The organism is Herbidospora mongoliensis (assembly GCF_001570545.1).
In the GTDB taxonomy this organism is placed as follows: Bacteria; Actinomycetota; Actinomycetes; order Streptosporangiales; family Streptosporangiaceae; genus Herbidospora; species Herbidospora mongoliensis.
The window spans coordinates 27,194-42,553 of the sequence record NZ_BBXD01000012.1 but is presented as its reverse complement, the minus strand read 5'-3'; the positions used below and the strand labels follow the sequence as shown (position 1 = coordinate 42,553).

The following is a 15,360-nucleotide window of genomic DNA, read 5'->3' as shown; positions in this document are numbered from 1 at the left end:
CGCGCCAAAGCAGCAGGTCAGGCGGCCGGCCACAGTCGGTTACGTCCCATGCCCAATGGGTTTGCAGCGACAAGGTGACATTTCTAGTCCGGTGACAAGATGGCGATGCGGTGAGACCTTCGTATGAGTACGCGGCGTTAGGTGACTTTTAGCGCCGGGTGCCCGATGGAGGGGGCTTCGCAGTTGAGCACGTGGACGGTTCCGGGTTACCGGGAGGTACGCGAACTCGGTGCCGGGGGCGGCGGCCGGGTCGTGCTGGCGACGTACGAGTCGACGGGAGCCTACGTCGCCATCAAATACCTGAGCGAGACGCTGCGACGCGACCCCGGCTTCCTGGCCAGCTTCCAGCGTGAGGCCCGGCTCATGGTCGAGCTGGAGAACGCGAACGTGGTACGGCTGTACGAATACGTGCAGTCCCCCCGAGGCGACGCCGCCATCGTGATGGAGCTGGTCGACGGCGTGTCGCTGCGGCGCATCCTGGCCGAGCACGGCCACACCTCGCCCGAGGCGGCGCTGGTCGTGCTGAAGGGGTCGCTGTTAGGTCTTTCCGCGGCGCACGCCCATGGCGTGGTGCACCGCGACTACAAGCCGGAGAACGTGCTCGTGCAGGCCGACGGCGGCAGCAAGCTGGCCGACTTCGGCATCGCCAGCCACGTCGGCGAGGCGGGGCAGGCGACGGGGACGCCGCCGTACATGGCTCCGGAGCAGTGGGCCGGGAACCCGGCCAGCCCGGCGACCGACGTCTACGCCGCGACCTGCGTGTTCTTCGAGTGCCTGACCGGCCATCGGCCTTTCACCTCGCTCGACGTGGGGCTGCTGCGGCGGGCCCACCAGGGGGCGCCGATCCCGACGATGGAGGTGCCGGCGTCGGTGCGGGCGCTGGTCGGGCGGGGCATGGCCAAGGACCCGATGTCCCGGCCGCCGACCGCCGACCAGTTCGTCGCCGATCTGGAGCTCGCGGCGCTGGCGGCCTACGGCCGTGACTGGGAGGAACGCGGCAGGCGGCACCTGGCCGAGCTCGCCACGCTGATGGCGCTGATGTTCCCGCTGGCCAAGCCCACGTCGCCGCCCCAGGTGAACACCTCGCTGGCCCGCACGATCCTGAGCCAGCGGCTGACCCGGTTCGCGCCGAGGTTCGCCATCGCCGGATCGCTGGTCGCGGCGGCGGTGATCGCGATCGTGGTGGCGGCCAACGGCCAGACCCCGGTCGCGGGCGGCACCACGTTGCGACCGCCCACGCAGACCCCCACCGAGGCCGCGCCGCCGGTCCTGCCGACAGAGGAATCGACCGCGCCCGCCACCCCGGAGGAGCAGCCGACGACGGAGGAGCCGTCGGAGGAGACCACCACCGAGCAGCCGTCGACGGTCCAGCCGCCGGGCACCATCACGCCCACGGTGACCGCGACCGCCACGGCGACCGCTCCCCCGCCGCCGCTCAAGGTCTCCAGCCTGGGCATCCACTCGTTCGACGGCCAGTCGGCCACGGTCCGGATCGTGACGAACACCCCGGCGCCGGTGACCATGACGGTCCGGTTCGCCGAGGGCCCCGACGCGTCGGCGCTGAACTCGCTGCCGCCGCAGGTGGTCCCGCTCGCGGGCGCGACCGCCTACGCCCCCGTCGTGCAGCAGGCCTTCACCGCCCCCGCCTGCGGTACGACCTCCCACCGCCGCGTCACCGTCGAGACCTCGCCCTCCTCGGGCAAGGCGGCGGCGAAGACCGTCTCGGTCAAGGGCGCCCCGTGCCCGCCTCCCGGGGTCGAAGGCGTGACGATCACCGCCTGGGACGGCAAGGCGGCCGGCGTGAAGCTCAAAACCACCGGCACCGGGCCGGTCAAGGTGACCGCCAGGTTCGGCCGCGACGGCGCGTTCACCAAGACATCCCGTACGACCCTCTCCGGGCACCAGGAGTACTCCTTCACCGCCCGCACCGACCTGGGCGAACCGCCGTGCGGCCAGACGTCGACGTACGCGGTCCAGATCACCACGGAACCGGCGTCGGGCAACGGCCCGCAGACCAGCCAGAAGCGGGTCACCGGACCCGCCTGCGCGCCGCCGGCGGTCAGCCTGCAGGGCTGGAACGGTTCACTCGCGACCGTCAAGGTGACCTCGGGGAGCACCACGGCGATCACGCTCACGGTGACGTTCACCCGGACGATCCGCTCCGGCGAACGCGAGACCAACCCGATCGTCACCACCTCGACGGCGGAACTGAGCGGCGACAAGGACTACACCCGGGAGTTCCAGACCGGCTACCGGGCCGCTCCCTGTGGGACGAAGGATGTCCGACAGGTGAGCGTGACGGCGTCGCCCGGTGGCGACGCGGCCACCCAGACCGTCACGATCGACTCCGCCGCCTGTCCTGCGGAAGAGGAGTCGGAAACCCCTACGCCGTCGGAGTCGCAGAGCGGCCGAGCCCTCTGACCTGGCACATCACTCGCATGTCCGGTTTGGTCATGTTTGAGTAAAGTCGGTTGACCTATGCATTAAAGGTACTTGAACATCCATTTCACGCAGTTTGACCCCGACGCGTAATGGATGTCGCATATGACCCCAGAGATGCAGAAGATCATCACGTTGCTGAGACAGGAGATCGGTTACCGAGAGCAAGGCGGCGGCTACACCAAGTTCGGGGACTGGTACAACGCCGTCGAGACCGACAGTGACTACTCGTACCAGCCCTGGTGCGACATGTTCCTCTCGTGGGGAGCCAACCAGCTCGGCTACAGCAAGTGGTTCGGAGAGTTCTCCTACACGGTCGCGCATGCGCAGTGGTTTCAGGCACAGGGGGCCTGGGGCCGCGAACCGGAACCGGGAGCGGTCGTCTTCTTCGACTGGAACGGCGGAGGGAGCGTCGATGGCATCGACCACGTAGGACTCGTGACGAAGGTGGACGGTGAGGATTTCACCTCGATCGAGGGCAACAGCGGCAACATGGTGAAGGAGCAGACCCACGACCTCGGGGCGGTCGTCGGGTTCGGCTACCCGGAGAAGATCCTCGAGCAGACCACCGCCGACACGGACTCCGGCGCGGCGCCACGCACCGACTCCGGCAGAGACTCCAGGTCCGGGTCCGACACCAGGTCCGGCGGCGGCTCGGACACCAGACCGGGCATCGGGTCCCACGATGGTCCGGGCCCCAGGCCCGGAATCGGGCCGGACGACGAATCAGGTCCCAGGCCGGGCATCGATGACGGCGGGCCCTGGAACAGGTCCGACACCGGCTCGGACAGCAGGCCCGAGCACGGGCCTTTCACCAGGTCCGACACCGGGCCCGGGAGCGAAACGGGCACCGGATCGGACATCGGGCCACTGCTGAGGTCCGACACCGAGTCCGGCTCCCGATCCGAGAGCAAGAGCGGCACCGGGTTCTTCTCCCGGTCCGACCTCGGACCGGGACTCAGGTCCGACACCAGGTCCGGTGGCGGCTCGGAGCACCGGCCCGGCATCGGCTCCGACTCCTGGCCGGGGAACAGGTCCGATCCCGGATCGGACACCGGATCGGACACCGGCCCCGACGTCGGCTGGTGTGTCGGCTCCGACACCGGGATCTGTCCCGGCCGCAGTCCGCTCATCACGTCCGACATCCAGGACGACATCCAGACCGACATCCAGGCCGGCACCGAGGTGGCCCAGCCGGTCGCCAAGCTCCATCGGCTGCCCTCCCCGAAGGTCATCCTTCTCAAGGAGATGGCGGCGGAGTCGCCGCTCAGCAGTCGATCCGTCCACGACGAGCCGGTCCCGGAGATCAGCACCCTCCCGGTGGCCGCGTTCCAGCACACGCCCCACCCCGCCCCGCTCGCCCTGAGCGCGCAGGGACTGGTGGCGCCCGTGCTGGTGGTGCTCCTGGCGATGGCCTTCCTGACGAGCCACCGGCGCCCGGCGTCCTCCTCGGCGCCGAAGGACTATCGAGGCCGTCACCGGCGGTAGAGCTCTGGAATCCCCAGGCTCGCGGCGCGCAGCCGCGCCCGGTGCAGACCGGTGTCTCCGTACGCCGACCCGAGTGACCACACCCTTGCCACCCAGATGTCGTGCCCACGCGCTCCCTGCCGCTGGATCGCGTGGGCCGCTTCCGCGGCCGCCTCTCCCGCGGCGGCCTTGGCGGCGCTGACGGCCCTGACGACCTCGTCCTCCGGTCTGGCCTCGTGGTCGCCGGCAACGGTCGCGGCCTCGTCCACCAGAGCACTCGCGCACTCGGCCCCGCCGGGTGGCAGGCCAGCCACGGCGCACAGGTGCCGGGCCAGGCCGACGAGCTGGGCGGCCACCGCGACCGTCGCGATCCGCAAGGCGGGCAGGGCCGCGACGCGGGTGCCCAGGCGGATGCCGGGAGCCTCGGTCGACACGCTGAACAGGCGGCGCCGCGGGTCGAGGCCGGGGCGGGGCGTGAGCCGTACGGAGGAAGCCTGAAAGGCCTCCAGAAGGCCGCCGGGGCGTTCGACGACGAGGAGGTCGGCGGCGTCGGCGTCGGGCGCGTAGACGGTGTCTCCGATCCGTGCGGACACCCGCAGCTCGCCGCGGGCGAGCGGGCCGTGATACCGCTCGGGCAGCAGCAGCGGGCCGAGCACGCAGGTCTCCACCAGCGGTCCCGCCAGCGCGGCGCGGCCCGTCTCGGTGAACGCCGGGATCGTGTCGGCGAACCGCAGCCCCAGACCGCCTGAGACCTTGGGCACCAGACAGCCGAGGAAGCCGGTCGCGCCGAGGGCCGCCCACCCTGGGAGCCATTCGTCCTTCGGCAACGGAGTGAGGGCCGCCCGTACCACGGCGGCCAGGCCGAGTTGCTCATCGGTGTTAGCCACGTCTCGACATGTACGTTCCGGCGCACCCGTTCGCCATGTCACTAATCGCCGAATCTGACCGTGAGGCGCTTCCTTCGGACGGATTCACAGTCGGACTTCGGCCGCCCGCCTCTCGCGCTAGTCACGATCCGCGTGGCAATCTACGATTTCTGCACACCTCGGGTGAACGTTCAACCGGATCACCGCGTCAGCTCTGTGACGCACGTGAAGGGGGTGACGTCCCGTCGACAGGGGCCTCGGCCGTGTCCAACTCCTGCGTGAGCTGGAATCGGCTCTGCGGGAAACGCCGCGCACCATTTTGATCACCGGTGCCGCGGGCCTCGGCAAGACCCATCTGCTGGGTGAGCTGACCTCGCAGGCGGCGGGTTTCCGCGTGCTCAGAGGCAGGGCCCGCGAGCTCGACGAGGGCCTGGCCTACGCGCCGCTCGTCGACGCCCTGGAGTCGCTCGGCCGCGAGCCGAGGGCGCAGCAGCGGCTGTGGGAGCTCTACGACGCGATCGACCGGGCCGCGCTGGGCCACGGCCAGCAGACCGGCCACACGGTCGGCGCGCCGGGAGCGCTGGCCGCCCAGCTCATCGCCGGGTTACCGGGCCGGACCCTGCTGGCGATCGACGACGTGCACCACGCCGATGCCGACACCATCCGGCTGCTCAAGTCGCTGCCGCGCAGCTGCCCCGGGCTCGCGATCGTGGTGACCGGCCGCCGGCCGCCGGCGTTCGACGTCGACATGGCGGTGGGGCTCGACCCGCTGTCCCGCGCCGAGGTCAGAGACCTGATCACGTCGCTGCTCGACCGGGCGCCCAGCGACAGCATGCTCGACCGGGTGCTGGCCGACAGCCAGGGCAACCCGTGGTTCGTCCAGGAGGCGGTGCTCGCGCTCGTCCAGGGCGGAGCGGTGAGCTCGCCCGACCCGGGCGCCCGCAGGGGCGCGATCCTGAGCCGCATCTTCCAGCGCGACAAGGCGGGCCGCGACCTCGCCCGCGTGCTGGCCACGCTGGGCCGCACCCGCGACACCACCGCGATCGACACCCCGGGCACGCTGGAGGCGGTGGCCGAGCTCGCCGGGCTCGACGAGCGCGCCGCCGAGCGCGCCCTGGTCGCACTCGTGCGCGACGAGGTGCTGGTCGACACCGGCGACGGCTACGCCTTCGCCCACCCGCTGGTGGCCGAGGCCCTGCACGCCGACCTCAACGCCGGGGAACGCCGCCGCCTGCACGTCCGCATCGCCGGGATGCTCCAGCGGCAGGGCCTCAGCGGCGCCAGAAGGGTGCTCGAATGGGCCACCCACATGGCCGAGGGCGGCGCCCCCGACGAGGCGCGCACGGCGATGCTGCGGGCCGCCGAGGTGACCCGCTGGACCGCCCCGCTGTCGGCGGCCCACTGGTTCGGCCGGGCCATCGAGATCAGCGAGGACAAGAGCGAACTGCTGGCGTCGCAGGCGCTGTCCTTCTGGAAGGGCTCCCGCCCGGCGATGGCGCTCAACTCCGCGCAGCGGGCGCTGGCGCTGCTCCCCCCGGGCCGCCGCGCCACCCGGACCTCCTACGTGGCGGTCGGCGCCGCGCACGCGATGGGCTGGTACGACGTCGCGCTCGCCATCCTGGCCCGCCAGCTCCCTCGTGCCGACGACCCGACCGCGCTGCAGGCCCAGCGGGCGCTGCTCCTCGCGGAGCTGGGCCGCCCGCAGGAGGACGACGCGCGCCGCGCGTGGGCGGGCCTGCCGAGCTGCCCGCCGGAGGACCGCGCCATCACGGCAGGCGCGCTGGCCATGTGGGCGCTGGTCGAGGGCGACTGGGCGCAGACCGAGCGGGCCGTGTCGTTCCTGCTGACGTTCGCCGCCGCGATGCCGCCGGGCGCCCGGCTGGCCGCGCTGGAGTCTGCCGCGCACGTGCTGTCGACCGGCGGCGAACTGGCCAGGCCGCTGCGACTACTCGAGGAGGCCGAGAACATCCACCGCGGCCTCGGCTGGCACGACATCGCCGGGCAGAACGCCCGCACCACGGCCGTGGTGCGGCGGCTGAGCGGCGAGTGGGAGCGGGCCCTGGCCGACATCCGCGCCTCGGCCGGGCCCCTCACCGAGGCCGGACTGCTGGTCAACCACGCGCTGCTGCGCAACGTCGAGGCCGACATCCTGCTCGACCAGGGCCACTACGACGAGGCGCGGGCGATCCTGGCCGACCCGCCCCCGGCGAGCGCGACCCAGGCGGGCCTGCGCCACATGTACAGCGCCCGGCTGTTCCTCGGCACCGGTGACCGGGTCGCCTCGCTGCGCTCGATCGAGCGGGCCAAGGCCACCGGCGTCCCCGAGGTCGTGCACCGGGCGCTGGCTGTGGAGGTCCTGTGGCACGCCGTCGCGGGTGACGCGGTCGGCGGCCGTCCCGCCGCCGAACGGCTCGACGACGCCGCCCGCAACGGCACCCCGCGCAGCAAGATGGCCGCCGACCTCGGTATGGCCTGGGCCTTCGGCGACGCCGAGCGCGCCCAGGCGGCGCTGGAGAAGGCACGCGGCCTCCCCTTCGAGGAGGCCCGCGCCCGCCTCCTCCTGGGCATGTACGCCGACCCGGCGCAGCTCGCCAAGGCCCACACGGCCTTCACCGCGCTCGGCGCCGCCCCCTGGCGCGACCGCACGCTCCAGCACATGCGCGAGGCCGGCATCGCCCCCGCCCCCACCGCCGCGCTCACCCCGGCAGAACGCCGCGTCATCGAACTCGTCGCGGAGGGCCGGTCGAACCCGCAGATCGCCGACGAACTTCACTACAGCCGCAAGACCGTCGAGGTCTACCTGAGCCGCGTCTACGCCAAGACGGGCCTGCGGTCCCGTCTCGAAGTGGCCCTGGCCGTCGAGCGGGGCGAGCTGTAGGGAACTCCCTACTGCGACAAACGAAGCCAGCACGACAAGATCTGCCCCATGGGGATCCTGGAGTACGCCGACAAAGTGTGGCGCGGAGCCGTGCGGGCGCACGAGGTGCCGCTCGCCGAACTCCGTTCCGACGGCGTACAGGAGGTTGCCGAGGGCGTGGCCATGTGGCCGGCCTTCGGGAACGTCTACGCGATCAAAGGGGAGGCGGGGCTGGCGCTGTTCGACACGGGCAACGCCATCGACGCCCCAGCCATGCACCAGGCCATCCGGGCCTGGTCGGAGGAACCGGTTCGCTACGCCGTTTTTTCTCATGGGCACTTCGACCATGTGGGGGGAATGGAGTGCTTCGACGACGAAGAAGGGACGCGGCCCATCGTCGTCGCACATGAGGGTGTGGCGAACCGGTTCGCCCGATATGCCAGGACCGCCGGATACAACTCGGTCATCAACCAGCGCCAGTTCGGGTTCGGCCAGATGCAGTGGCCGGCCACCTACCGAGTGCCCGACCTGACCTACCAGGACCGGCTGACCCTGACGCTCGGCGACCTGACCTTCGAACTGCACCACGCGCGCGGCGAGACCGACGACGCGACGTGGGCGCACATCCCCGAACGGAACATCCTGCTGACCGGCGACCTGTTCGTCTGGGTGACGCCCAGCGCCGGCAACCCGCAGCGGGTACAGCGTTTCCCCGACGAGTGGGCCGTCGCGCTGCGGACGATGGCCACCCTCGACGCGGAGATCCTGCTGCCCGGCCACGGCCTGCCGATCACCGGCGCCCTGCGGGTGCGCCGGGCCCTGATCGACACGGCCGACTACCTCGACAGTCTGGTCGAGCAGACGCTCGACCTGATGAACGCGGGGGCGCGCCTCGACGAGATCCTGCACACCGTGAAGCCACCGCCGGAGTTGTCGCAGCGCCCCTATCTGCAGCCCTACTACGACGAGCCCGAGTTCATCGTGCGCAACATCTGGCGCCTGCACGGCGGCTGGCACGACGGCAACCCGGCGAGCCTCAAGCCCGCCCCGGACGCCGTCTTCGCCCGCGCCATCGCCGACCTGGCGGCGGGCGCCGGAACCGTGGCGGGGCGTGCGGTGGTCGCCGCGGCGGAGGGCGATCTTCGGCTGGCCTGCCAGCTCGCCGAACTCGCCGTCCAGGCGGAGCCCGACGACCACAAGATCCACGAGATAAGAGCGAGGGTGTACGCCCTCCGCGTCCAGCAGGAACGCGGCGCGATGGCCCGGGGGGTCTACGCCTGGGCAGCCGCCGAGTCGCGCAGCAAGGTGACCGGCTGCGACCTGCTCGACGTCTACCACGAGGTATCCGACGGCCGCATGTGGTGGGTCCCCGCCCACGACCGTCAGCAGGACCGGTGAGACCCCGGGCCGATCGGCTGCGACGCGATCGGCCCGGCACACCACCCACCGACCACATCCCCTGCGCGACCCCGGGCGATCGGCTTCCCCCGAACGCCCGGAACACCGCACCTGACCGGACGATGCGCGTCCAGGCGATCGGCTCCCTTACGAGCGCCCGGTACGCGCCTGTCCGCTACCCTGTCCGGCGTGCTGGAACGGATCACGGCGACGCGTTATGTCACGCCGCTACGCGAGGGCGGCTCGCTGCCCGGCGTGATGGAGGCCGATGACCTCGGCACCTACGTCGTCAAGTTCCGGGGCGCCGGGCAGGGCCGTCGGGTGCTGGTCGCCGAGGTCGTCTGCGCCGAACTGGCCAGGGGGCTGGGCTTCGCCACCCCCGAGCTGAAGGTGATCGACCTCGACCCGCAGCTCGGCCGCCGCGAACCCGACGAGGAGATCCAGGACCTCCTCAACGCCAGCGCGGGCGACAACCTGGCCATCGACTTCCTCCCGGGCGCGCTGGGCTTCGACCCGCCGGTCTGGAACCCCGACCCCGAGTTCGCCGGGAAGCTGATCTGGTTCGACGGCCTGATCCACAACGTCGACCGGTCGTGGCGCAACCCGAACCTGCTGGTCTGGCACGACGCCATCAGGCTGATCGACCACGGCGCCGCCCTCTGGTTCCACCACAACTGGCCTCGCGCCGACCCGCTGCGCCCGTTCGACGCGAGCGACCACGTCATGACCCGCTTCGCGACGGAACTGGTCCCGCTGCCGGTCACCGAGGCGTTGGTGCGCCACGCGGTCGACCAGGTCCCCGACGAGTGGCTCGGCGACGACTCCCGCGACGCCTACGTCGACCACCTGCTGACGAGAGCCGCCTCGACCGCCTGGCATCCCGACCTGACCGCGGCACCCAAGACTCACGTGCGGACCAACACGATCGGCGGATTCTGGCGCTCATGACCCGCGACGTCTACGAGTACGCGCTGATCCAGGTCGTCCCGGACATCGAGCGCGGCGAACTGATCAACGCCGGCGTGATCGTCTACTGCCAGCCCCGCGACTACCTGTGCGCCCGGACCGACCTGGACGCCGGCCGCCTCAACGCGATCTGCCCGTCCGCGGACGTGGCCGGAGTCCTGCATTCCCTCATCGCCTACGAGCTCGGCTGCTCCGCCGACGACGGCCCCTTGACCAAGGAATCGCTGGGCAGCCGGTTCCGCTGGCTGACCGCGCCGCGCTCGACGATCGTGCGCACCGGCCCGGTCCACGCGGGCCTCACCGACGATCCGGAGGCCGCGACCAACCGGCTGCTCGACCGGCTCGTCAGGATCCCGTCCAGGTAGATCGCCCCGCGTCGATATACCGAAATGTCGGGCGGCGGAGCCGCCCGATCAAGCCACGTCGAGTCGGAAGCAGCCTGGCCGCTTGCCCAGTTCGTCCAGAAACCGGCTTAAAAGAGCACTGAGGTGAACGTGTCGACCTCGCGGAAGCCCACCCGGCGGTAGGCCGCGCGGGCGGGCAGGTTGTAGTCGTTCACGTAGAGAGTCACCACGGGGGCGAAGAACTTGAGCGCCTGTTCGACCACGCTCGCCATCCCGGCCGCCGCGTGGCCGCGCCCCCGGTAGAGGGGGTCGACCCAGACGCCCTGGATCTGGCAGGCCTGCGGGGTGACCGCGCCGACCTCGGCCTTGAAGACCACCCGGCCCTCGTCGATGCGGGCGTAGGAGCGGCCGATGCGGATCAGTTCGGCCACCCGGGAGCGGTAGAGCGCGCCGCCGTCGCCGTTGTCGGGTGAGACCCCGACCTCTTCGGTGAACATCGCCACGCAGGCCGGCAGGACGGTGCCGAACTCCTCGGGGCGCACCCGGCGGACCAGCGGATCAGTGGCGACCTGTGGGGCCGCGCTGATCGACATGACCGGCTGGGCCCAGCGGATCGCCCGCGCCGGACCCCAATGGGGCTCCAGCCTTTCCCAGAGGTGCTCCACCGCGAGGGAGGGGCCGACGATCGAGGAACAGCGGCGGCCCTGTTTGCGGGCCCTGTCGGCGAAGGCGTGGACGGCCTCACGGGAGGCGTTGACCGGCACCAGGTTCGCACCGGCGTAGCAGAGGGAGGTCAGCCCGCCGCGCGGGCCGAACCCCCACATCTGGCCGCCCAACCGGGAGGGATTCAGGCCGACCGACCTGACCCGGGAGGCGACGAAGACGTTGGCGACCGGATCGGCGTCGAGGATCCGGAGCACCTCGTCACGATCGTTGTCGTCCAGCACGCGCGACGCCGACGTACGCAGCATCACCCGCCCAGCCTACGCCAGACCCCCCGATTGGTCAGCGACCGAGGAGCACTTCGGTCAGCCGCGCGTGATCGTTACCACCGCCGGAGGAGGCCATGCGGACGGCCGTCCGGGCTCCGGAGTCCGGACAGGTCAGGTCGGCCTCGCCGCCGGTGCGGCGCCGGTCGGGCAGCACCCCGTCTTTCAGGTAGGCCGCCACCTGCCGGTCGACGCAGAAGTTCCCGCCGAAGCTGACCCCGTGGTTACCCCCTCCGACCAGCAGCAACCGGGCCGAGGGGAACCGGTCGCGCACGGTCAGCGCCCCGCGCAGCGGCGTGGCGGCGTCGCGGCGCGACTGGAGGATCAGGACCGGCGCGAAGCTCTTGGCCCCGCCGACGGTCACCGGCTGGCCGCCCGCGTGCGGCCAGAAGGCGCAGGGCAGGTTGTAAACGGTGTTGCTCCAGGTCATGAACGGTGACTTGGCGTAGAGACGGCGGGCGTCGGCGCGCCAGCGGCTCCAGTCGCGCGGCCAGGCGGCGTCGCGGCACTGGGTGGCCAGGTAGACGGCGTAGCCGTTCTCGTCGGCGGCGTCGTTCTCGCCGTGCTGGCGGTAGGCGGCCACCAGGGCGGTGACGTCGCCCTTGCGGACGTAGTCGGAGAAGGCGCGGGCGAACGTGGCCCAGACGGCGTCGCTGTAGCCGCCGACGGTGAAGGTGTCGTCGAGCTCGCTGGGGCCGACGATCCCGCCCGCCGGGCGTTCGGCCAGGCGCTTGCGCATGCCGTACCAGGCGAAGGAGACCTCGTCCTCGGTGTCGCCCAGGCGGAACAGGTCGTTGTGGTCGGACACCCAGTCCAGGAAGTCGCGGTGGCGCTCGTCGAAGGCGACGTTCTGGTCGAGGTTGGCGTCGTACCAGATCTTGGTGGGGTCGACCACGCTGTCGAGCACCATACGGCGCACCCGGTCGGGGAACAGGGTGGCGTAGACCGTGCCCAGGTAGGTGCCGTAGGAGTAGCCGAGCCAGCTGATCTTCTCCTCGCCGAGGGCGCGGCGCAGGGCGTCGACGTCGCGGGCCGCGTTCTCGGTGGTCATGTACGGCAGCATCCAGGCGTACTTGTTGCCGCAGCCGGCGGCGTAGGTCTCGGCCCTGGTCAGCAGCACCCGCTCGGCGGCCTCGTCGGCCGGCACGTTGTCGGCGCGCGGCGGCGCGTAGTAGCGCTTGGGGTCGACGCAGTTCAGCGCGGGCCTGCTGGCCCCGACGCCACGCGGGTCGAAGCCGATCACGTCGTAGCGGGCGGCCACCTCGGGCGGCAGCGAGGCCGCGACGTGGCGGGCCAGCGCGAGCCCGGAGGCCCCCGGCCCGCCCGGGTTGACCAGCAGAGGCCCCAGGTGGTTGCCGTCGCGGGGCGCGGTGCCCTTGATGCGGTTCAGCGCCAGGGTGATCTGCTGCCCGCCGGGCTGCGCCGGGTCGAGCGGCACCCGGACGTTCGCGCACTCGGCGGCGCCGGCACGCCGGGCGGGCATGGTCTGCCCGAGGCCCGGCCCGGTCAGTTCCTTCAAGATCTCGGCCAGCGTGGCAGGCGGGGTCAGCTTGGCGGCCGCGCTGACGCACGGCCCCCAGGCGATCCGCATCGGAGGCATCGCCGGCGTGGCATCGGCCTTCTCCGGCTCGGCCATCAGTACTGTCACCAGCCCGGTGGACAGGATCGCGACACCGGAGACCACCCCGACGACTCGCTTCACGCGCTCTCTCCTCTGCTCACACGACAGAGGCCAGCTTCCCCTAAGTGATGGGGCGATTACACGGAGTCGTCAGGGGCGATTACCGAATCATTAGCTCACGATGACCTGCGGACCGGGAGCGTCGTCGTCGTCGAGGTCGACGTCGACGCCCATCTCCTCGGCCAGGCGCAGCGCCTCTTCGATCAGGGTCTCGACGATCTGCGACTCGGGCACGGTCTTGACGACCACGCCCTTCACGAAGATCTGGCCCTTGCCGTTGCCGGAGGCGACGCCGAGGTCGGCCTCGCGGGCCTCGCCGGGACCGTTGACGACGCAGCCCATGACGGCCACCCGCAGCGGCACCTTGAGCCCGTCGAGCCCGGCGGTGACCTGGTCGGCCAGGGTGTAGACGTCGACCTGGGCCCGGCCGCACGACGGGCAGGAGACGATCTCCAGGCCGCGCGTCTTCAGGTTGAGCGACTCGAGGATCTGGTTGCCGACCTTGACCTCTTCGACCGGCGGCGCCGACAGCGAGACCCGGATGGTGTCGCCGATGCCCTCGGCCAGCAGGGCGCCGAACGCGACGGCCGATTTGATCGTGCCCTGGAAGGCCGGACCGGCCTCGGTCACGCCCAGGTGCAGCGGGTAGTCGCACTGCTGGGCCAGCAGGCGGTAGGCCTTGATCATGACCACCGGGTCGTTGTGCTTGACCGAGATCTTGATGTCGCGGAAGTCGTGCTCCTCGAACAGGGAGCACTCCCACAGGGCCGACTCGACGAGCGCCTCGGGGGTGGCCTTGCCGTATTTCTGGAGCAGGCGGGGGTCGAGGGAGCCGGCGTTGACGCCGATGCGGATCGGGGTGCCCGCCGCCTTGGCGGCCCTGGCGATCTCGCCGACCTTGTCGTCGAACTTCTTGATGTTGCCCGGGTTGACGCGGACCGCCGCGCAACCGGCGTCGATCGCGGCGAAGACGTATTTCGGCTGGAAGTGGATGTCGGCGATGACCGGGATCTGGGACTTCCTGGCGATCGCGGGGAGCGCGTCGGCGTCGTCCTGCGACGGGACGGCGACCCGGACGATCTGGCACCCCGAGGCGGTCAGTTCGGCGATCTGCTGGAGCGTGGCGTTGACGTCGGAGGTCAGCGTGGTGGTCATGGACTGCACGGAGATCGGGGCGTCACCGCCGACCGGAACCGAGCCCACCATGATCTGACGCGAGCGGCGCCGGGGGGAGATCGGCTTGACCGGTAGGGAGGGAATCCCGAGATCAACAGACATTTCAGCACCTTGCGCTAAGGGTCGTCCCTGACGTCCCTCAGTCTAGGCAGGCGGCGGATCACCCAAACCCTCGCGGCAACCCGCTGCCCCAGCTTCCGATGAATCGTTCATCCCCGACCTGGGCAAAAGCCGCATCTGACCGCCGTGACCTGGGCACCCGGGAAACCGCGGTTTACATTCCGAATCGCGTGAGCGCTCCCGCGGCAATGCGGCGTTTGGCCGCCCCATAAGAGGCTGGCAGTGGCCGGATGGCCTCCGGCCCGGCGAGCCATGCCCAGGTGAAAGGGACATCCGTGGTCGGACCGCGTAAGAGAACGATCAGATTCAGACTCACCGCCATAGCCACCGCCATCGTGGCGCTGGCAGCCATGGCGGTGACCGTGCTGGCCTCCAGCCCCGCCCAGGCCCACGGCGCGTTGATGGTGCCGGGCAGCCGTACCTACCTGTGCTGGAAGGACGGCCTGAACCAGAACGGCGCCATCCAGCCCAAGAACGCGGCCTGCGCGGCGGCGGTCAACCAGAGCGGGACCAACTCCCTCTACAACTGGTTCGCGACGCTGCGCTCCGACGGCGCGGGCCGGATGTCCGGGTTCATCCCTGACGGCTCCCTGTGCTCCGGCGCGGCGGTCGTCTACAACTTCAGCGGCTTCGACCTGGCCCGCAACGACTGGCCCGTGACGCACCTGACCTCGGGTGCGAGCCTCCAGATGCGGTACAACAAGTGGGCCGCCCACCCGGGCACGTTCCGCCTCTACATCACCAAGGACTCCTGGAGCCCGACCCGCCCGCTGGCGTGGAGCGACCTGGAGTCGGCGCCGTTCGACTCCTCGACCAACCCGCCGAGCGTCGGCTCGCCGGGCAACGAGAACGCCTACTACTACTGGAACGCCAACCTGCCGTCGGGCAAGAGCGGCCGTCACATCATCTACTCGGTGTGGCAGCGCTCCGACAGCAACGAGACGTTCTACGGCTGCTCCGACGTCGTCTTCGACGGCGGCAACGGCCAGGTGACCGGCATCGGCGGCACCTCGAGCCCGTCGCCCAACCCGACGCCGACCCCCACCCCCACGCCGAC

11 protein-coding genes are annotated in these 15,360 nt (G+C 71.1%); 7 read left to right on the top strand and 4 right to left on the bottom strand.

All coding sequences use genetic code 11. From position 1 onward, the window contains the following. Window positions 1–183: 183 nt before the first annotated feature. Both AW272_RS44155 and AW272_RS15030 read left to right on the top strand, forming a co-directional pair. The gene (locus tag AW272_RS44155) at window positions 184–2,421 is read left to right on the top strand and encodes a serine/threonine-protein kinase (RefSeq protein WP_066364827.1); all 2,238 of its coding nucleotides are present in this window, start codon (window positions 184–186) and stop codon (window positions 2,419–2,421) included. A gap of 123 nt (window positions 2,422–2,544) precedes the next feature. Continuing rightward, on the top strand, window positions 2,545–3,927 hold the full coding sequence (locus tag AW272_RS15030) for a CHAP domain-containing protein (protein ID WP_218010905.1): 1,383 nt from the start codon (window positions 2,545–2,547) through the stop codon (window positions 3,925–3,927). On the opposite strand, the gene AW272_RS15025 is transcribed toward AW272_RS15030, so the two are convergent. After that, window positions 3,915–4,793 (bottom strand): hypothetical protein, encoded by an 879-nt coding sequence (locus tag AW272_RS15025; protein ID WP_066364824.1) that lies wholly within the window; start codon window positions 4,791–4,793, stop codon window positions 3,915–3,917. The genes AW272_RS15030 and AW272_RS15025 overlap by 13 nt on opposite strands. Window positions 4,794–5,046: 253 nt before the next feature. Between AW272_RS15025 and AW272_RS15020 the strand changes: the two genes are divergently transcribed. The 4 genes from AW272_RS15020 (at window position 5,047) to AW272_RS15005 (ending at window position 10,358) form a co-directional block, all read left to right on the top strand. Beyond that, complete coding sequence (locus AW272_RS15020) at window positions 5,047–7,650, top strand: AAA family ATPase (protein ID WP_275527298.1); 2,604 nt, start codon at window positions 5,047–5,049, stop codon at window positions 7,648–7,650. A 48-nt stretch (window positions 7,651–7,698) separates the two neighbouring features. Next, window positions 7,699–9,027, top strand: coding sequence for an alkyl sulfatase dimerization domain-containing protein (locus tag AW272_RS15015; RefSeq protein ID WP_066364822.1), 1,329 nt, complete (start codon window positions 7,699–7,701; stop codon window positions 9,025–9,027). A gap of 189 nt (window positions 9,028–9,216) precedes the next feature. Next, a complete protein-coding gene (locus AW272_RS15010) occupies window positions 9,217–9,975 on the top strand; it encodes a HipA family kinase (protein ID WP_066364821.1) in 759 nt (252 codons plus the stop codon). Further along, on the top strand, window positions 9,972–10,358 hold the full coding sequence (locus tag AW272_RS15005; protein ID WP_066364819.1) for a DUF3037 domain-containing protein: 387 nt from the start codon (window positions 9,972–9,974) through the stop codon (window positions 10,356–10,358). The genes AW272_RS15010 and AW272_RS15005 overlap by 4 nt, the downstream gene beginning before the upstream one ends. A gap of 107 nt (window positions 10,359–10,465) precedes the next feature. On the opposite strand, the gene AW272_RS15000 is transcribed toward AW272_RS15005, so the two are convergent. From AW272_RS15000 to ispG, 3 genes are all read right to left on the bottom strand, one after another. Continuing rightward, the gene (locus AW272_RS15000) at window positions 10,466–11,308 is read right to left on the bottom strand and encodes a GNAT family N-acetyltransferase (protein ID WP_066364818.1); all 843 of its coding nucleotides are present in this window, start codon (window positions 11,306–11,308) and stop codon (window positions 10,466–10,468) included. 34 nt (window positions 11,309–11,342) lie between these two features. Then, window positions 11,343–13,028 carry an alpha/beta hydrolase gene (locus AW272_RS14995; RefSeq protein ID WP_066364816.1) on the bottom strand — a complete coding sequence of 562 codons (1,686 nt, stop codon included), beginning with the start codon at window positions 13,026–13,028 and terminating at the stop codon, window positions 11,343–11,345. Between the two features lie 90 nt (window positions 13,029–13,118). Beyond that, a complete protein-coding gene (gene ispG / locus AW272_RS14990; RefSeq protein WP_066364814.1) occupies window positions 13,119–14,285 on the bottom strand; it encodes a flavodoxin-dependent (E)-4-hydroxy-3-methylbut-2-enyl-diphosphate synthase in 1,167 nt (388 codons plus the stop codon). Window positions 14,286–14,638: 353 nt separating this feature from the next. On the opposite strand from ispG, the gene AW272_RS14985 reads away from it, so the two are divergent. Continuing rightward, the coding region (locus tag AW272_RS14985) for a lytic polysaccharide monooxygenase auxiliary activity family 9 protein (RefSeq protein ID WP_245657551.1) at window positions 14,639–15,360 on the top strand (722 nt) is incomplete at its 3' end.

Bases quoted from the DNA above. Each gene is read 5' to 3' on its own strand.
- AW272_RS15030 (WP_218010905.1), top strand. From the start codon at position 2,545: ATGACCCCAGAGATGCAGAAGATCATCACGTTGCTGAGACAGGAGATC.
- AW272_RS15015 (WP_066364822.1), top strand. From the start codon at position 7,699: ATGGGGATCCTGGAGTACGCCGACAAAGTGTGGCGCGGAGCCGTGCGG.
- AW272_RS15005 (WP_066364819.1), top strand. From the start codon at position 9,972: ATGACCCGCGACGTCTACGAGTACGCGCTGATCCAGGTCGTCCCGGAC.
- AW272_RS15000 (WP_066364818.1), bottom strand. From the start codon at position 11,308: ATGCTGCGTACGTCGGCGTCGCGCGTGCTGGACGACAACGATCGTGAC.
- ispG (WP_066364814.1), bottom strand. From the start codon at position 14,285: ATGTCTGTTGATCTCGGGATTCCCTCCCTACCGGTCAAGCCGATCTCC.